This is a genomic window from Streptomyces sp. NPDC046870 (assembly GCF_040704595.1).
In the GTDB taxonomy this organism is placed as follows: Bacteria; Actinomycetota; Actinomycetes; order Streptomycetales; family Streptomycetaceae; genus Streptomyces; species Streptomyces argyrophylli.
In genome coordinates, this window is sequence record NZ_JBEYXM010000027.1 from 1 (window position 1) to 18105 (window position 18105).

11 protein-coding genes and 1 tRNA gene are annotated in these 18105 nt (G+C 70.9%); 8 read left to right on the forward strand and 4 right to left on the reverse strand.

The genetic code is table 11. The features are described 5' to 3' along the window. Positions 1–279: 279 nt before the first annotated feature. The 3 genes from AB0946_RS35165 to AB0946_RS35175 all read left to right on the forward strand — a co-directional run bounded on the left by AB0946_RS35165 (position 280) and on the right by AB0946_RS35175 (position 5081). Positions 280–1872 (forward strand): serine/threonine-protein kinase, encoded by a 1593-nt coding sequence (locus AB0946_RS35165; protein ID WP_366764764.1) that lies wholly within the window; start codon positions 280–282, stop codon positions 1870–1872. A gap of 89 nt (positions 1873–1961) precedes the next feature. Continuing rightward, the gene (locus AB0946_RS35170; RefSeq protein WP_366764765.1) at positions 1962–4103 is read left to right on the forward strand and encodes a UvrD-helicase domain-containing protein; all 2142 of its coding nucleotides are present in this window, start codon (positions 1962–1964) and stop codon (positions 4101–4103) included. A 246-nt stretch (positions 4104–4349) separates the two neighbouring features. Next, the gene (locus tag AB0946_RS35175; protein WP_366764766.1) at positions 4350–5081 is read left to right on the forward strand and encodes an EcsC family protein; all 732 of its coding nucleotides are present in this window, start codon (positions 4350–4352) and stop codon (positions 5079–5081) included. Between the two features lie 383 nt (positions 5082–5464). On the opposite strand, the gene AB0946_RS35180 is transcribed toward AB0946_RS35175, so the two are convergent. From AB0946_RS35180 to sucC, 4 genes are all read right to left on the reverse strand, one after another. Then, a tRNA-Leu gene (locus AB0946_RS35180) sits at positions 5465–5549 on the reverse strand. Positions 5550–5713: 164 nt separating this feature from the next. Continuing rightward, positions 5714–7288 (reverse strand): aldehyde dehydrogenase family protein, encoded by a 1575-nt coding sequence (locus AB0946_RS35185; protein WP_366764767.1) that lies wholly within the window; start codon positions 7286–7288, stop codon positions 5714–5716. A gap of 138 nt (positions 7289–7426) precedes the next feature. Further along, positions 7427–8308: a succinate--CoA ligase subunit alpha gene (gene sucD / locus AB0946_RS35190; RefSeq protein ID WP_366764768.1), complete on the reverse strand. Its 882-nt coding sequence runs from the start codon at positions 8306–8308 to the stop codon at positions 7427–7429. Between the two features lie 11 nt (positions 8309–8319). After that, positions 8320–9450 (reverse strand): ADP-forming succinate--CoA ligase subunit beta, encoded by a 1131-nt coding sequence (sucC, locus tag AB0946_RS35195; protein ID WP_366764769.1) that lies wholly within the window; start codon positions 9448–9450, stop codon positions 8320–8322. A gap of 267 nt (positions 9451–9717) precedes the next feature. Between sucC and AB0946_RS35200 the strand changes: the two genes are divergently transcribed. The 5 genes from AB0946_RS35200 to AB0946_RS35220 all read left to right on the forward strand — a co-directional run bounded on the left by AB0946_RS35200 (position 9718) and on the right by AB0946_RS35220 (position 17703). Further along, positions 9718–11400 carry a thiamine pyrophosphate-binding protein gene (locus AB0946_RS35200; RefSeq protein WP_366764770.1) on the forward strand — a complete coding sequence of 561 codons (1683 nt, stop codon included), beginning with the start codon at positions 9718–9720 and terminating at the stop codon, positions 11398–11400. A gap of 10 nt (positions 11401–11410) precedes the next feature. Continuing rightward, positions 11411–12652: a formyl-CoA transferase gene (gene frc, locus AB0946_RS35205; protein ID WP_366764771.1), complete on the forward strand. Its 1242-nt coding sequence runs from the start codon at positions 11411–11413 to the stop codon at positions 12650–12652. A gap of 4 nt (positions 12653–12656) precedes the next feature. Then, positions 12657–14801: an acetate--CoA ligase family protein gene (locus AB0946_RS35210; protein ID WP_366764772.1), complete on the forward strand. Its 2145-nt coding sequence runs from the start codon at positions 12657–12659 to the stop codon at positions 14799–14801. Between the two features lie 116 nt (positions 14802–14917). After that, positions 14918–16306, forward strand: coding sequence for an OFA family MFS transporter (locus AB0946_RS35215; protein WP_366764773.1), 1389 nt, complete (start codon positions 14918–14920; stop codon positions 16304–16306). A 2-nt stretch (positions 16307–16308) separates the two neighbouring features. After that, positions 16309–17703 (forward strand): OFA family MFS transporter, encoded by a 1395-nt coding sequence (locus AB0946_RS35220; protein ID WP_366764774.1) that lies wholly within the window; start codon positions 16309–16311, stop codon positions 17701–17703. Positions 17704–18105 lie beyond the last annotated feature (402 nt).

Genomic DNA, 18105 nt, shown 5'->3' on the forward strand with positions numbered 1-18105 from the left:
ACTCATACCAACACCACCCCACACAGTCGCGCTCCCGACCCCTCTCTTTCGCGTTCGGCTGTACATCTCACGCCGCCGCCCCCCCCCCCCCCCCCGCACCGGCGCATGCGGCCTGCCCCCGGTCGTACACGGTGGGCATGATGGCGGCATACCGCCCGTCCCGCCGCACCCTCGTAGGACGCGGCTGGACGCACAGATCGTTTTCCGGGGAAACTGACCGCGAACCGAGGGGCTCGGAGGAACGGGCGAGCGCGAGTGCACGACGCGGGGCGGGGACAGGTGCCGGACAGACCGATCGCGGGGCGCTACGAGTTGCTGGAGCGGCTCGGCAACGGCGGTATGGGTGACGTGTGGCGGGGTTACGACGCGGTGCTCGACCGGCCCGTCGCCGTGAAGCGGATCCGGCCCCAGGCCGTCGCCGCCACGCCGCAGATGGCCGAGGAGTTCGAGCGGCGCTTCCGCCGCGAGGCGCGGATCACCGCGCGCATCCAGCACCCGGGCGTGCCGCAGGTGTACGACGCCGTCCTCGACAGCACTCACGAGCACCTGTTCCTCGTCATGGAGTTGGTGGAGGGCGTCCCCCTCACCCGGTACGTGCACGAGGAGCGGCCTCTCCCGGTCAGCTGGGCGGTGGCGGTGGCCGCGCAGGTCGCCACCGTGCTGTCGTACGCACACGACGTGCCCGTGGTGCACCGCGACCTCAAGCCGTCCAACATCCTGGTGGCGCGGGACGGCACGGTGAAGGTCCTCGACTTCGGTGTCGCGGCGATCCTGCAGACCGACGTCACCCGGCTGACAGCCTCCGGCCGGCCCATTGGCACGCACCAGTACATGTCTCCCGAGCAGGTGCGCGGCACCCACGTCACCCCACGCACCGATCTCTACGCCCTAGGCTGCGTGCTCCACGAACTCCTCTGTGGCAGACCGCTGTTCCGTGCACAGAGCGACTTCGAGCTGATGGACCAGCACGTCCGGGCCGCGCCCACCCCCCTGCGACGGCTGCGCGCCGACGTTCCGGAGGAGCTGGAAGCGCTGGTCCTGCACCTGCTCCGCAAGACGCCGGAAAGCCGTCCGGTGGACGTGCAGGACGTGTACGAGCGACTGATGCCGTTCCTTCCCGCGCCCGGTGAGTCCTCCGCCCTCGGGGAGGCAGGGCCGCCCGGTGTGCCCGATCCGACCGGACTCTTCCGCCGTCCCTACGCGCCTCGCGCCCGAGCAGACAGCCGTCCCCGTGTCGCCCCGGACGCGGCGGCTCCCGGCCAGGTTGCCGAGCACGTGGTCTCGCCGCTCGAACGGGGGCTGCTCAGGGCCCAGTTGCGGGAGGTCGACGAGCACTACATCGCCCTCATGGAGGAGGAGCGCTACACGCAGGCCGCCGAAGTTGCGGGTGAGATGATCGAGCCGCTCGCACGGGCCCTGGGCGCCGAGAACAAGGCCGTCCTGCGGCTGCGGCGGCGCCGTGCATACAGCCGGCAGCTGGCAGGCGACCACCGGGCGGCCCTGCCCGAGTTCGAGGCACTGGCCGAGGCTTACGGGCGCATCAACGGGCCGACCGACGAGGCCGCCCGCGACTGCCGCGCTCAGGCCGCCCGCTGCCGCGGGGAACTCGGCCAGGTGACCGAGGCGCTGGCGGAGCTGCAGGCGGTCCTGGAGGTGGAACGGGCTGTGGAGAGCGACGTCAGCGACGCGGCCGTAGAGCTGCGCCGTGACATCGGCATGCTGCTGCTCAGCCAGGGCAACCCGCACGAGGCCCGGGCCAATCTGGAGGCTCTGTACGAGGACGTCGTGCTCGTCCACGGCCCGCGCCACGACGTGGCCGTCGAGGCCGCGGAGGTCCTGGCCATGCTCCGCCGGGAACTCGACGGCGGGTGACCGACGCGGTCCGCCGGTCCCCGCCGGTTCGCCGGTGGACTGACGACCGAACGGCCCGTGGCAACGCCGTGGAAGCCTAAAATCCCACCATGCCGCACCTCGCCCTCGACAAGGCCTTTTGCCAGCAGCTGGAGAAGCTCGAGAAGCACGTCAGGAACGGCGTGTTCGACGCCTGGGAGAAGTTCGAGCGGCTCACCCTCGACCAGCTATTCAAGGACCCGGGCCTGAAGCTGGAATCGCTCAAGGGCGCCAGGGACCGGCAGATCCGGACCATCCGGATCACCCAGGGGTATCGGGGAGTGGTCCTGGCGCCCGAGACGGGCGACACCTTCGTGCTGCTGCGGGTCGGCCCGCACGACGAGGCCACCGAGTGGGCCGTGCGGCAGAAGGCGACCATCAACGCCGTCACCGGCGCCGTGGAACTGCGCGAGATCGCCACCCTGGAGGAACTGGCCCCCGCCTACGAGCGGATCGCGCCCGCCGACGAGCAGCGGCTCTTCGCGAAGGTCTCCGACGGGGAGATGGCCGCGCTCGGCATCGACGCGACCACCCTCGCGCAGGCACGCGTGCTGACCAGTCTGGAACAGCTCGACGTCTTCGGGCGGTTCTTCCCGCCGGACCAGTACAAGGTGCTGGAACACCTGGCCCTCGGTGCGAGTGTCGAGCAGACCTGGCACGAGGTCGTGGTGCCGGCGCTGGCCGACGCGGCCTCCCGGGAGCCCGTGGACACCACCGACTACGCGACCGCCATCGCGCACACTCGCACCCGGATCGCCGTCGTCACGGACGCCGACGAACTGCGCGACATCCTCGACAAGCCGTTCGCCGCCTGGCGGATCTTCCTCCATCCCGCCCAGCACAAGGTCGCCTACCGTCCGTCGTACTCCGGCCCGTCGCAGGTCACCGGCGGGCCCGGCACCGGAAAGTCCGTCGTCGCCCTCCACCGGGTGCGGCATCTGTTGCGGCACCTGCGCGACGGCGACCGTATCCTCCTCACCACGTTCACCAACGCCCTCGTGGACTCCCTCGCCGAAGGGCTCTCGCTGCTCGTCGACGATCCCGACCTGCGCGACCGGGTCGACGTCATGACCGTCGACGCCTTCGCCGGGCGCGTGGTCAACACCTCGCGCCGACCGATCGCCGGGTACGAGGAGACCGCCCGGTGGGAGCAGGCCGCGGAAGCCACCGGCTTCACGGGCACCCCGCAGTTCCTCGCCCAGGAGTACAAGCACGTCGTCCTCGCCCAGGACATCCGCAGCCGCGAGGAGTACGAGGCCTGCGAGCGTCGGGGCCGCGGCAGCGCGCTGCCGGCCTCCGCCCGACCCGTGGTGTGGCGGACGATGGAGGAGTTCACCCGGCAGCTGGCCGAGGACGGGCTGCGCACTTATCTCGGCACCTGTGTGGAGGCCACCGACCTACTGACCGAGCAGGGGCCCGCATACAGACACGTCGTCGTCGACGAGGCCCAGGACCTCCACCCGGCCCAGTGGCGGATGCTGCGGGCGGCCGCGCCGCGGCGTCCCGACGACCTGTTCATCGCGGGCGATCCGCACCAGCGGATCTACGACAACCGGGTGTCGCTGAAGTCCCTCGGCATCAATGTCGCCGGCCGTTCCACCAAACTGCGCAAGAACTACCGCTCCACCCAGGAGATCCTCAGCTGGGCGACGGGGCTCCTGCTCGGCCGTCCCTACGCCGAACTGGCCGACAGCGGACGGCATGACACCCTCATCGGCTACAGCTCCGCCCTGCACGGCTCCGGGCCGCGCGTCCACGCCTCGGAGACGGAGGAGGCCGAACTCGACGCCCTGGTCGAGCAGGTGGGTGAGTGGGTGAACAGCGGCGCCGCGTACGGAGAGATCGGGGTCTGCGCACGGTTCAACAAGACCTGCGAAAAGGTCAAGCACCGTCTGAACAAGGCCGGGATCCCGGCCAGCCGGGTCCGCGCGGGAGCCGCCCGCACCGACGACGCGGTGAACGTCGGCACCATGCACGCTTTCAAGGGCCTCGAGTACCGCTTTACCGCAGTCGTCGGCGTCAACGACCGCGCCCTGCCGAATCCCTCGGCCGTCACGCCGGAGGAGATCGACCGGCTTCAGCACGAGGCCGACCTCGCGGCCGAACGCTGTCTGTTGTTCGTCGCCTGCACGCGGGCGAGGGACGGGTTGTACGTCTCGTGGGCCGGGCAGCCCAGCCGCTTCCTGATCGAGGCCGGGTGCGGGGCAGGGTAGCGGCTGCCAGTCACCACCAGATGGTTTGACAACGCTTTCACTCACGTGGAACGCTACACCCGCGTGAAATCGTGAAAGGCAGCGCGGCGAGGGGCGCCGCGCGGCGAAGGGGTGGAGAGGCGGTGCCTGGGGGGACGCGGTTTCGACCGCCTGCCAGTACGCAGGCGATGTCCGAGACCCCAACCTCTGCTGCCGCCGACAGCAGGCGAGAGACCCCGGGTGGGGCGCTCGCGGGAGGGGTATGCGATGGCCGACGAGAAGACACCCGATGAGGGAGCGGTCGAGAAGGCCGGGCGGTGGGTCGCCGAGCTCGCGGAGAAGGTCATGGTGCACGGGGTGGGGCCGGTCACGGGGTCGGCGGCCTGGGCCGAGGACCGTCTTTCGCGTCGGCAGGGTGCCGACTACAGGGCACCCGATGACAATGAGCGTCGTCCTCCCGAGGACATGAAGGACGACGTCGATGCTGTCATCGCCCGCCTCATCAAGGAGTCCGTGGCCGCGGCCGGGACCCAGGGGTTCGTGACCGGACTCGGAGGTCTGATCACTGCCGGCGTGACGATCCCTGCGAACGTGGCCGCGTCCCTCGCCATCAACTTGCGGATGGCCGGCGCCATAGCGCACCTCCGGGGCTGGGACATCCGTGACCCCCAGGTGCGGACCGTGGTGATGATGCTCGCGATCGGGATGAGCGCGCAGAACGTCCTGGCGGCTTTCGGCGTGAAGGTCGGCCAGAAGCTCGGCGAGCAGATGATCAAGAAGATCCCGATGGCTGTACTCCACGCGATCAACAAGAAGGCCGGGTTTCACCTCGTCGCGAAGTACGGAACCAAGCGCGCGGCGATCACTCTCGCCAAGGGCGTGCCGATCTTGGGGGGCATTGTCGGAGGGGCTGTGGACGCAGGAGCCACTGCCGTCATCGGACGGGCCACGGACAAGGCCTTGCGCGGCGACACCCTGCAAGCCGAGGAGCCGAAGTAACGAGGAAGCGAACCCGATGGACGAGCGCTCGCCCGTTCCTCGCTGCGCGTGCGGGACCAGCTGGAGGGCTTCCGGCACCTCCTGCACTCGTCGCCACTTGGCCTTGGAAAGTCGCCCGGTAGGTTCGGTCGGCTGCTCTCGCCAGGGGCCTGCTCCGGCGGCCGTATCAAGTCCTCGGCCTCAACAGGGCGCGATCACGCTCTTGCACTTCTGCCATGCGCGGGCGGCCAGCACAGCACGGTAGCCACCGCCAGTCCGAAACGTCGACGGAAGGAAAAGCCAGGCCGAAGACACCGAAAAGCCGAACACCCGCCCCGGCCGGTGGCCGGAAGCGGGTGCCGATTTCCCCTGCCCTGAAAATGAGGATACCTAGGGCAATTTTGTGTCCGAGGGGGGACTTGAACCCCCACGCCCGATAAAGGGCACTAGCACCTCAAGCTAGCGCGTCTGCCATTCCGCCACCCGGACCAGGTGTCTGCCGCCTTGCGGGCTGTGTTCCGCGCGGCGACACGGACAACAATACCAAGGTTTCGGAGTGCGTTTCACCTGCGTATCCGTCCGCGGGGACGAGGCAGGACGCCGGATCGCCGACAGTCTACGGTCCGCGAGGCCGTGTGCGCCGAGCGTGAGAATCAGGGCATGAGCTGGTACTCCGGGAAGTTCCCGGGCAGCCGCTCCCCCGCCGGGCCCCGGGTCACCGCCCGGACGAGGAGCTCGCCGCCGACGAAGGCGCCGCGCCAGGACGCGCCGAAGCCGCCGAACAGCTCGTCCCGGTCGCCGCGGGAGCGGGGGACGCCGTGCCCGGTCTTGAAGGCGCGGATCTGCGGGGCGAGCCGGTCGTAGGCGGCGCGGTCGTCCGTGGCGAGCGTGGCCACCAGCGCGCCGTTGGACGCGTTCATCGCGGCCAGCAGCTCTGCCTCGGTGTCGACGAGGACGATCGTGTCGACCGGCCCGAAGGGCTCGGCGTGGTGCAGCGGGGAGGACGGCGGCGGACCCAGCAGGGTGACCGGGTGGACGTAGGCGGAGGTGTCCTGGCCCGGCAGGAAACGCCCCTCGTCCGGCCGGCCCCGGTACAGCGGTACGGCACCCCGGTCGACGGCCTCCGCCACCTGGTCGGTCAGCTCCTTGGCCTTGGCCGCGCTGATCAGCGGTCCGAAGTCCGGCTCGGGGAGCGGATCGGCCGGGTCCGCCACGGCGAGCGGGTGGCCCACGCGGACGGCCCGGACCGCCGGCAGGTAGGCGGCGAGGAACGCGTCGAAGAGGGAGCGCTGGACGACGAAGCGCGGGTAGGCGGTGCAGCGCTGTTTGCCGTAGTCGAAGAGACGGGGGACGACGGCGGTGAGCGCGGCCCAGTCGGAGAACTCCCAGATGCCCCAGGTGTTCAGCCCCTCCTGCTCCAGGATGTGCCGTTTGCCCAGGTCGGCGACGGCGGTGGCGACGGCCGCGCCGGTGTCGCGGCCCCCGACGAAGGACACGCAGCCGATCTCCGGCGCCCGCACCAGCGCCTGGTTCAGCTCGCGCCCGCTGCCTCCGAGCAGGGTCAGGGGCACCCCCTCGCGGGCGGCCAGCGCCGCGGCCAGGGTGAGGCACGCCACACCGCCGTCGGTCGGGGTCTTGGCGATGACCGCGTTGCCGGCGAGCGCCTGGACGAGGGCGGCGTGCACGAGCACGCTCATCGGGTAGTTCCAGCTCGCGATGTTGGACACGGGTCCCTCCAGCGGGGCCCGGCCCACGAGCATCGGTTCGATCCGGTCGACGTACCAGCGCACGCCGTCGATCGCCCGGTCCACGTCCGCGAGGGCGAGCCGCCAGGGCTTGCCGATCTCCCAGACGAGCAGCAGGGCGAGCAGTTCGCGGTGCCCGGCGAGCGCGTCCAGGGTGGCGGCGACGCGGGCCCGCCGTTCGGGCAGCGGGATGTGCCGCCAGGCGCGGTGCTGGTCCAGGGCGGCGCGTACGGCCTGCTGAGCGGTGTCGCCGTCCAGGCGGGGCGCACCGGCGATGGGGGTGCCGTCGACCGGGGTGGTGGCGGGCAGGGTCCGGCCGTCGGGTCGCCAGGCACCGGCCCACAGGTTGCCTGCGCCCTGCTCCCGGAAGGCCTCGGGAGCGGCCGCGAGACAGCGCTGCCAGGCGTCGGCGTAGGAGGTGCCGGGTTTGAGGAGTGCGACGGGAGGAGGGGTCGGGGGCTGCGGGGTGAGGGTGGGTGACATACGTGGTCTCCGCTCTCGCTGGGCGGGGATGGAGGGTGCGGGGCGTGCGGGGAGGGGGCTGAGGGTGGCTGCCTTCTCCCGCGGGCCGGCGGTGCGAGTGGCGCGCCCCGGCTCGGAATCTGCCGTGAGGTGTCCGGTTCAGCCCCGCCGCAACGTCTCCAGCACGGCCCGGGCCGTCTCCGTCGGGGTGCGGCCCACCCGTACCCCGGCCGCCTCCAGGGCCTCCCGCTTGGCGCGGGCGGTGCCGGTGGAACCGGCGACGATGGCGCCGGCGTGGCCCATGGTCCGGCCCTCGGGTGCGGTGAACCCGGCGATGTAGCCGACGACGGGCTTGGTGACGTGGTCGCGGATGTAGGCGGCGGCCCGTTCCTCCGCGTCGCCGCCGATCTCCCCGATCAGGACGATCAGTTCGGTGTCGGGGTCGTCCTGGAACGCGGCCAGGCAGTCGATGTGACTGGTGCCGACGACGGGGTCGCCGCCGATGCCGACACAGGTGGAGAAGCCGGTGTCGCGCAGTTCGTGCATGAGCTGGTAGGTGAGGGTGCCCGATTTGGAGACCAGGCCGATGCGGCCGGGTTTGGCGATGTCGGCGGGGATGATGCCCGCGTTCGACTGGCCCGGGGAGATCAGGCCGGGGCAGTTGGGTCCGATGATCCGCGTGCCCCGCTGCCGCGCGTACGCGGTGAAGACGACGGTGTCGTGGACCGGGACGCCCTCGGTGATGACGACGGCCAGCGGGATCCGGGCGTCGGCGGCCTCGGTGACGGCCGCCTTGGCGAAGGCGGGCGGCACGAACACGACGCTGACGTCGGCGCCGGTCGCGCGCACGCCGTCGGCGACCGAGCCGAAGACGGGCAGCGGGTGCCCGTCGACGTCGACGGTACGGCCGGCCTTGCGCGGGTTGACCCCGCCGACGACGTTCGTACCGGCCGCGAGCATCCGCCGGGTGTGCTTCATGCCCTCGGCACCGGTCATGCCCTGGACGAGGATCCTGCTCTCCGTGGTGAGGTGGATGGCCATGTCCGGGCTCCTCAGGCGGTGTGGGCGAGTTCGGCGGCGCGACGGGCGGCGCCGTCCATGGTGGCGACCTGTTCGACCAGCGGATGCGCGCGTGCGTCGAGGATCGCCCGGCCGCGGGCGGCGTTGTTGCCGTCGAGGCGCACGACGAGCGGCTTGGTGGGCCGGATCCGGTCGACCGCCGCCAGGATGCCCTCGGCGACGGTGTCGCACGCGGTGATCCCGCCGAAGACGTTGACGAGGACGCTGCGCACGGCGGGGTCGGCGAGGACCACCGAGAGCGCGTCGGCCATGACCTCCGCCGAGGCGCCGCCGCCGATGTCGAGGAAGTCGGCGGGGCGGGCGCCGCAGCCGGCGACCACGTCCAGGGTCGACATGACGAGGCCGGCGCCGTTGCCGATGATCCCGACCTCGCCGTCGAGCTTGACGTAGTGGAGCCCGCGGGCGGCCGCCTCGGCCTCCAGCGGATCGCGGTGCTCGGTGTCCTCCGCACCCCAACGGGTCTGCCGGAAGCGGGCGTTGTCGTCCAGGGTGACCTTGCCGTCGAGGGCGAGGACGTGTCCCCGTGTCGTGCGCACCAGGGGGTTGACCTCGACCAGCAGGGCGTCCTCGGCGACGAGCACCTGCCACAGCCGGATCAGGACGTCGGCGGTCCGCGGTGGCAGCCCGGCGGCGCTCGCGATCTCGCCGGCCTTGGCGGAGGTGACACCCTCGGCCCGGTCGACCGGGACGCGCGCCACGGCCTCCGGGTGGTGGGCGGCCACCTCCTCGATGTCGACCCCGCCCCGTGCGGAGGCGATGGCGAGGAAGCCGCCGGCCGCGCGGTCCAGGACGTAGGAGACGTAGAACTCCTCGGCGATGTCGACCGGTTCGGCCAGCATCAGGGTGCGGACCCGGTGGCCGTTGACGTCCCTGCCGAGCATCTGGCGGGCCGTCAGTTCGGCGGCGGCCGGGTCGGCGACGAGCCGGACTCCGCCCGCCTTGCCGCGCCCGCCCGTCTTCACCTGTGCCTTGACCACGGCCCGGCCGCCGAGCCGCCGGGCGATCTCCCGCGCCTCCTTGGGCGACCGGGTCACCTCGGCCCGTGGCACCGGGATTCCGTGGTCCTGGAAGAGCTGTCGTGCCTGGTGTTCGTACAGGTCCATGCCGGCTCCTGTCTGCGGGGATCACCGGTGCGCTCCGGTGACTCGAACCGACCGGACACCGATGACCGAAAACTGTGTTCGCCCCCTGGACACCGCTCACTGGATGCGGGATAACAAGCTTCATACAGTATTCGTCGACTGTATGCAATCTACTGCATACAGACGCTCTCTGTACGCACCGCCGCACGCATCGCCGTACGCACCCCCCGCGCACACCCCATGCCCCGCGAGCCGCACAGACTCCTACGAAAGGGACGGGACTTCGCCATGCCCGACGACACCCAGGACGTGATCTCCGGTGGCCATCTCGTGGCCAAGGCGCTGAAGGCCGAAGGCGTCGACCGCATCTACACCCTGTGCGGCGGCCACATCATCGACATCTACGACGGCTGCGTGGACGAGGGAATAGAAGTCGTCGACGTCCGCCACGAGCAGGTCGCCGCGCACGCCGCCGACGGCTACGCCCGGATCACCGGCAAGCCGGGCTGCGCGGTGGTCACCGCGGGGCCCGGGACGACCGACGCCGTCACCGGGGTCGCCAACGCCTTCCGCGCCGAGTCCCCGATGCTGCTGATCGGCGGCCAGGGCGCGCTCACCCAGCACAAGATGGGGTCCCTCCAGGACCTGCCGCACGTCGACATGATGACGCCGATCACCAAGTTCGCGGCGGCCGTGCCGGACACGGCCCGCGCGGCGGACATGGTGTCGATGGCCTTCCGCGAGTGCTACCACGGCGCGCCCGGCCCCTCCTTCCTGGAGATCCCCCGGGACGTCCTTGACGCGAAGGTGCCGGTCGCCAGGGCCCGTGTCCCGCGGCCGGGTGCCTACCGGGCCTCGACCCGCTCGGCCGGCGACCCGGAGGCCGTCGAGAAGCTCGCCGACCTGCTCGTCCACGCCGAGAAGCCGGCGATCCTGCTGGGCAGCCAGGTGTGGACGACCCGGGGCACCGAGGCCGCCGTCGAGCTGGTGCGCACCCTGGACGTCCCGGCGTACATGAACGGCGCCGGACGCGGCACGCTCCCGCCCGGCGACCCCCACCACTTCCAGCTCTCCCGCCGGTACGCCTTCTCCCACGCCGACGTCATCGTCATCGTCGGCACCCCGTTCGACTTCCGCATGGGCTACGGCAAACGTCTCTCCCCCGACGCCACGGTCGTGCAGATCGACCTCGACTACCGCACCGTCGGCAAGAACCGCGACATCGGCCTCGGCATCGTCGGCGACGCGGGCCTGGTCCTGAAGTCGGTGACGGAGGCCGCCGCCGGCCGGCTCAACGGCAGCGCGGCCAGGCGCAAGGAGTGGCTGGACGAACTGCGCGCGGCCGAGCAGACGGCGATCGAGAAGCGGCTGCCGCAGCTGCGGTCCGACGCCTCCCCGATCCACCCGTACCGGCTGGTCAGCGAGATCAACGACTTCCTGACCGAGGACTCGGTCTACATCGGCGACGGCGGCGACATCGTCACCTTCTCCGGACAGGTCGTCCAGCCCAAGTCGCCCGGCCACTGGATGGACCCGGGCCCGCTCGGCACCCTCGGCGTCGGCATCCCCTTCGTGCTCGCCGCCAAGCAGGCCCGCCCCGACAAGGAGGTGGTCGCCCTCTTCGGGGACGGCGCCTTCTCCCTCACCGGCTGGGACTTCGAGACCCTCGTTCGCTACGACCTGCCGTTCGTCGGGATCGTCGGCAACAACTCCTCGATGAACCAGATCCGCTACGGCCAGGCCGCCAAGTACGGCAAGGACCGCGAGCGGGTCGGCAACACCCTCGGCGACGTCCCGTACGACAAGTTCGCGCAGATCCTCGGCGGTTACGGCGAGGAGGTCCGCGACCCCGCCGACATCGGCCCCGCCCTGCGCCGGGCCCGCGAGTCCGGCAAGCCGTCGCTGATCAACGTCTGGGTCGACCCGGACGCGTACGCCCCCGGAACCATGAACCAGACCATGTACAAGTGAGGTGGCCCGCATGACTGGAACGCCCACCAAGGCCCTGGCCGGCATCCGCGTCCTGGACATGACCCACGTCCAGTCCGGGCCGTCCGCCACCCAGCTGCTCGCCTGGCTCGGCGCCGACGTCGTCAAGCTGGAGGCACCGACCGGCGACATCACCCGCAAGCAGCTGCGGGACCTGCCGGACGTCGACTCCCTGTACTTCACGATGCTCAACTGCAACAAGCGGAGCATCACGCTGAACACCAAGACCGAGCGCGGCAAGGAGATCCTCACCGAGCTGATCCGGCGCTCGGACGTCATGGTGGAGAACTTCGGGCCGGGCGCGGTCGACCGGATGGGGTTCACCTGGGACCGCGTCAAGGAGATCAACCCGCGGATCGTCTACGCCTCCATCAAGGGGTTCGGGGACGGCCCGTACACCAACTTCAAGGCGTACGAGGTCGTCGCGCAGGCCATGGGCGGGTCGATGGCGACCACCGGCTTCGAGGACGGACCGCCGCTGGCGACGGGGGCCCAGATCGGGGACTCCGGGACGGGTGTGCACGCCGTGGCGGGCATTCTCGCGGCGCTCTTCCAGCGCGAGCGGACCGGGCGCGGGCAGCGGGTCAACGTGGCCATGCAGCACGCGGTGCTCAACCTGTGCCGGGTGAAGCTGCGCGACCAGCAGCGCCTGGCCCGCGGGCCGCTCGCCGAGTACCCCAACGAGGACTTCGGCGAGGAGGTGCCGCGCTCGGGGAACGCGTCCGGCGGCGGTCAGCCGGGCTGGGCGGTGCGGTGCGCGCCGGGCGGCCCGAACGACTACGTGTACGTCATCGTCCAGCCCGTCGGCTGGAAGCCGATCACCGAGCTCATCGGCCGGCCCGAACTCGCCGAGGACCCCGAGTGGGCGACCCCCGAGGCCCGGCTGCCGAAGCTGAACAAGATGTTCCAGCTGATCGAGGAGTGGTCGGCGACGCTCCCCAAGTGGGAGGTGCTGGAACGGCTTAACGCGCACAACATCCCCTGCGGCCCGATCCTGTCCACCAAGGAGATCATCGAGGACGCCTCGCTCGTGGCCAACGAGATGGTGGTCCGCGTCCCGCACCCCGAGCGCGGCGAGTTCGTGACCGTCGGCAGCCCGCTCAAGCTCTCCGACTCCCCCGTGGAGGTCACCGGCTCTCCCCTGCTCGGCGAGCACAACGAAGAGGTCTACGTCGGCGAACTGGGCCTCGGCGACGAGGAACTGCGCCTGCTGAAGTCGAACGGGGTGATCTGAGGTGATGGCCGAGGACCGGGTACTGCGGGTGCGGTCCCTGCTGGAGTCGGTGCGGGCCGGGGGCCGTACGGCGCTGACCGCGCCCGAGGGCCGGCTGGTCGCCGACGCGTACGGGATCGCCGTACCGGGCGAGGAACTGGCGACCGACGTGGACGAGGCGGTGGCCGCGGCGGCGCGGCTCGGCGGGCCGGTGGTGATGAAGATCGTCTCGCCGGACATCCTGCACAAGACCGAGGCCGGCGGGGTCGTCGTCGGGGTGGAGGGCGCGGCCGGCGTACGCGCCGCGTTCCACCGGATCGTGGAGAACGCGCGCGCCCACGACGCCGGAGCCCGCATCGAGGGCGTGCTGGTGCAGGAGTTGCTGCCGGTGGGCCAGGAGGTCATCGTCGGCGCGGTCACCGATCCGACCTTCGGGAAGGTGGTGGCGTTCGGGCTCGGCGGGGTGCTGGTCGAGGTGCTCAAGGACGTCACGTTCCGCCTCGCGCCGGTCTCCGCCGACGAGGCGCTGTCGATGCTGGACTCCATCCGGTCGGCGGAGATCCTGCGCGGGGTCCGCGGACAGGCCGGTGTGGACCGGTGGGCGGTGGCCGAGCAGATCCGCCGGGTGTCCCAACTCGTCGCGGACTTCCCCGAGATCGCCGAGGTGGACCTCAATCCGGTGATCGCGACGGCGCACGGCGCGGTCGCCGCCGACATCCGGATCCTCCTCGCCGAGCGGCAGCCGGCACCGAGGAGGAAGTACACCCGCGAGGAGATCCTCGCCTCCGTGCGGCGGCTGATGCAGCCCTCCTCCGTCGTCGTGATCGGCGCCTCCAACGAGCCCGGGAAGATCGGGAACTCGGTGATGCGCAACCTGGTCGACGGCGGCTTCGCCGGGGACATCCACCCGGTGAACCCCAAGGCCGACGACATCCTGGGCCGCAAGGCGTACAAGAGCGTCACGGACGTGCCCGGCGAGGTGGACGTGGCCGTCTTCGCCATCCCCGCCCGGTTCGTCGCCGCCGCGCTGGAGGAGGTGGGGCGCAAGGGCGTCCCCAACGCCGTCCTGATCCCCTCCGGTTTCGCGGAGACCGGCGAACACGCGCTCCAGGCGGAGATCGTGGAGATCGCCGAGCGGCACGGCGTCCGCCTGCTCGGACCGAACATCTACGGCTACTACTCCACCTGGCAGGACCTGTGCGCCACGTTCTGCACGCCGTACGACGTCAAGGGCGGGGTGGCGCTGACCTCGCAGTCCGGTGGCATCGGCATGGCCATCCTCGGTTTCGCCCGCACCACCAGGACGGGTGTGTCGGCGATCGTCGGCCTCGGCAACAAGTCGGACCTGGACGAGGACGACCTGCTGACCTGGTTCGGGGAGGACCCGCACACCGAGTGCATCGCGATGCACCTGGAGGACCTCAAGGACGGGCGGGCGTTCGTGGAGGCGGCCCGCGCGACCGTGCCGAAGAAGCCGGTCGTGGTGCTGAAGGCGGGCCGTACGGCGGCGGGCGCCAAGGCGGCCGGTTCGCACACCGGCGCGCTCGCGGGCGACGACGCGGTGTACGACGACATCCTCCGGCAGGCCGGGGTGATCCGGGCGCCGGGCCTGAACGACATGCTGGAGTACGCGCGCGCGTTGCCGGTGCTGCCCACCCCTCGGGGGGACAACGTCGTGATCATCACCGGCGCGGGCGGCAGCGGTGTGCTGCTGTCGGACGCGGTGACGGACAACGGGCTGTCCCTGATGGAGATCCCGCCCGACCTGGACGAGGCGTTCCGCCGCTTCATCCCGCCGTTCGGCGCGGCCGGCAACCCGGTCGACATCACCGGGGGCGAGCCGCCGTCGACGTACGAGGCGACGATCCGGCTGGGCCTTGCGGACCCGCGCATCCACGCCCTGGTGCTCGGCTACTGGCACACCATCGTCACCCCGCCGATGGTGTTCGCCGAACTCACCGCGCGCGTGGTCGCCGAGTTCCGCGAGCGGGGCGTCGAGAAGCCGGTCGTGGCGTCGCTGGCCGGAGACGTCGAGGTCGAGGAGGCCTGCCAGTACCTGTTCGAGCGGGGGGTCGTCGCGTACCCGTACACGACCGAGAAGCCGGTGGCGGTGCTCGGCGCGAAGTACCGGTGGGCACGGGCGGCCGGACTCCTGGGGGGCGGTTCATGAGCTGAGCGGAACGGGGCCGGCCGGCGGTGCGCGTGGGCCGGCCCCGGGACCCGTCTGCGCACGAAAGGCATGGGACAGGGGGCGCTGGCCAGAACTTTCGACGCAAGGGGTGAGCGATGAGAACGACCGATTACCCGATGTCCGTGCCGTACCGGGAAGTGACGGACCGCAACGGACGCGTGTACCGGGTCGGCGAGTCCGACCTCGACATCATGGGCCGCGGACGCACCTGGATGGTCGTCCTGCCGTGGGTGGGCATGATGGGCATCAGCTCCGCCGAGTACGCGTTCACGTCGGCGGAGGACACGCTGCACGAGGCGCATCTGTGGAGCAGCGGGCACATCTTCTGGCTGATGGGCGTCTGGGTGTTCTTCCAGGCGGCCGTGGCCTTCCCGGCGGGGCGGCTGCGGGAGAGCGGCCGGCTGTCCGCCCGTACGGCGATGCTGCTCGGCGCGGTCGGCACGCTGCTGGGCTATCTGTCACTGGCGTACGCGCCGCATGTCGCCGTCGCCTACCTCGGCTTCGGCATGTGCAGCGGCATCGGCGCCGGCCTGGTCTACGCGACCTGCGTGAACATGGTCGGCAAGTGGTATCCGGAGCGCAAGGGCGGCAAGACCGGCTTCGTCAACGGCGGGTTCGCCTACGGCTCGGTGCCGTTCGTGTTCCTGTTCACGTCGTACATGGACCTGGGCAACTACCGGAACGTGCTGGTCACGGTCGGCATCGGACTGTGCCTCGTGGTGGCGTCCGCCGGCTGGTTCTTCAAGGACCCGCCGAAGAACTGGTGGCCCGCGCACGTCGACCCGCTCATGGTGACCCACGACCCGAAGATCCGCCGGGCGCTGGAGAAGAACCCGCCGGCGGTGAGGCAGTACACCCCCAAGGAGGCCGCCCGTACCCCTGTTCTGTGGATGATGTGGTTCTGTCTGCTGTGCACGGCCGGGATCAACATCTTCGGCATCGCCTTCCAGGTGCCGTTCGGCAAGGACATGGGCTTCGCGGGCGGGATCGTGGCGACGGCGATGTCCCTGAAGGCCATCGTCAACGGCACCGGGCGCGGGGTCATCGGCTGGATATCGGACCGCTACGGGCGCCGGCACACGCTGATCATCGTGTGCGTCGTGCTCGGTTCGGCGCAGTTCGGTGTGCTGGTGTCCGGCCAGACGGGCAGCATGCCGTTCTTCCTGCTGTGCTCCATGGTCTCCGGTTTCGGCGGCGGGGCGATCTTCCCGCTGTTCGCGGCCATGACGGCGGACTACTTCGGCGAGAACAACAACGCCTCCAACTACGGGATGGTCTACAGCTCGAAGCTCGTCTCCGGGCTCGTCGGTTCGGGCCTGGGCGCGGTCGTCGTCGACGCGTGGGACTACCACGGCGCGTTCGTCCTCGCGGGCTCCGTAGGACTGGCCTCCGCGGTGCTGGCGCTCTTCCTGAAGGCCCCGGGCAGGCCGAAGGCCCGGCGCATCGTCCCCAACCCGCACCCCCTCGGTGAGGAGATGGCATAAGCATGACGGCAGATCCACTCTCGGCCGACCTGCACGCCGCACCACGTCCCTATCGCGAGGTGACCGACTCGCACGGCCGCGTCTACCGCGTGGGCGAGACCGACCGGGACATCCTCGGCCACTCCCGCAAGCTCATGGTCTACCTGCCGTGGATCGCCATGATGGCGATCAGCGTCTTCGAGTACGCGTACGGCTCCGCGGAGGACACCCTCTCGCACGCGCACGGCTGGACCCAGTCCAACACCTTCTGGATCCTCAGCGTCTGGGTGTTCTTCCAGGCCGGCATCGCCTTCCCGGCGGGCTGGCTGCGCGAGCGGGGCGTCCTGACCGCCCGCCGCGCGATGTACACGGGGTCCGGGCTGTGTCTGGTGGGGTTCCTCGCCCTGTCGCACCTGGACGACGTGTGGCTGGCGATCCTCGGCTTCGGCGTGGTCGGCGGCATCGGCGCCGGACTGGTGTACGCGACGTGCATCAACATGGTCGGCAAATGGTTCCCCGAACGGCGCGGCGCCCGCACGGGCTTCGTCAACGGCGGCTTCGCGTACGGCTCGCTGCCGTTCATCTTCATCTTCAACTACGCCTTCGACACGGAGAACTACCACCGGGTCCTGGACCTGATCGGCGTCTACGTGATGATCATCGTGTTCGCCTCGGCGTTCTTCTTCAAGGACCCGCCGAAGAACTGGTGGCCGGCGGACATCGACCCGCTCGCCTTCTCCGGCGACAGCGAGAACGCCCGGTCGCTGGCGAAGAACCCGCCGGCGGTGCGGCAGTTCACGCCCAAGGAGGCCATCCGCACCGGGATGCTGCCCCTGATGTGGATCTCCATCGTGATGACCGCCGGTGTGTCGATCTTCGGGATCTCCTTCCAGGTCGACTTCGCCAAGGAAGTGGGTTTCGGCCCGCTGGTGGCGGCGTCCTCGATGGGGCTGATGGCGGTCATCAACGGCATCGGCCGCGGTGTCGTGGGCTGGCTGTCGGACCGCTGGGGGCGCAGGACGACCCTCGTCCTCGTCATCGTCGTCCTCGGGCTGGCCCAGTTCGGAGTCATCTGGGCCGGTGACGTCCGCAGCGAGTGGCTGTTCCTGTTCTTCGCCTTCCTCTCCGGCTTCGGCGGCGGCGCGTTCTACCCGATGTTCGCCGCGCTGACCCCGGACTACTTCGGCGAGAACTACAACGCCACCAACTACGGCCTGGTGTACAGCGGCAAGCTGGTCAGCGGCCTGTTCGGCGGCGGTCTCGGCTCGATGGTGGTCGGCGCCTGGGGCTACAACGGCGCCTACGCGCTGGCCGGGGGCGTCTCGATGGTGGCGGCGGCGCTCGCGCTCCTGCTGCGCCAGCCGGGCCGCACCGGCGGCGAGCCGGTTCCGGCCGCGAAGCCGCACCCGGCCACCTGACGGCGCGGCTCCCCTCCTGTACGGCGCAACCGGTGTTCCCCCTCCCCGGCCCGCTCGTCGGCCGCCGGAGGGGGAACTGCGCGTACGGCTGCCCGCCGGGCCGACGGACCCCGGACAGCCGCCCGTCACCCGGCTCGCGTCCCGCCCGTGGTACGTCCGACTTCCGGCGAAGACGCCGCCCAGCTCGCACCCTGCTCGCGCCACAAACGCGGGCACCCCTCGGCGAGGACGCCACCCAACTCGCGAGCCACCCCCGCACGACCACAGCCACCCCTCGGCGGAGGCGTCACTTCCCCGCCACTGCCACCGCGGCCGGCCCACCACGCAGACGCACGCTCAGGTCGCAACGCGCTCGCGCCCCAGGCGCGACCCCTCGGCGAGGAGACCACCCAACTCGCGATC

What these genes read in the sequence shown, in the direction of transcription:
- AB0946_RS35170 (WP_366764765.1), top strand. Translation starts at nt 1,962, where the DNA reads ATGCCGCACCTCGCCCTCGACAAGGCCTTTTGCCAGCAGCTGGAGAAG.
- AB0946_RS35175 (WP_366764766.1), top strand. Translation starts at nt 4,350, where the DNA reads ATGGCCGACGAGAAGACACCCGATGAGGGAGCGGTCGAGAAGGCCGGG.
- AB0946_RS35185 (WP_366764767.1), bottom strand. Translation starts at nt 7,288, where the DNA reads ATGTCACCCACCCTCACCCCGCAGCCCCCGACCCCTCCTCCCGTCGCA.
- sucD (WP_366764768.1), bottom strand. Translation starts at nt 8,308, where the DNA reads ATGGCCATCCACCTCACCACGGAGAGCAGGATCCTCGTCCAGGGCATG.
- sucC (WP_366764769.1), bottom strand. Translation starts at nt 9,450, where the DNA reads ATGGACCTGTACGAACACCAGGCACGACAGCTCTTCCAGGACCACGGA.
- AB0946_RS35200 (WP_366764770.1), top strand. Translation starts at nt 9,718, where the DNA reads ATGCCCGACGACACCCAGGACGTGATCTCCGGTGGCCATCTCGTGGCC.
- frc (WP_366764771.1), top strand. Translation starts at nt 11,411, where the DNA reads ATGACTGGAACGCCCACCAAGGCCCTGGCCGGCATCCGCGTCCTGGAC.
- AB0946_RS35210 (WP_366764772.1), top strand. Translation starts at nt 12,657, where the DNA reads ATGGCCGAGGACCGGGTACTGCGGGTGCGGTCCCTGCTGGAGTCGGTG.
- AB0946_RS35215 (WP_366764773.1), top strand. Translation starts at nt 14,918, where the DNA reads ATGAGAACGACCGATTACCCGATGTCCGTGCCGTACCGGGAAGTGACG.
- AB0946_RS35220 (WP_366764774.1), top strand. Translation starts at nt 16,309, where the DNA reads ATGACGGCAGATCCACTCTCGGCCGACCTGCACGCCGCACCACGTCCC.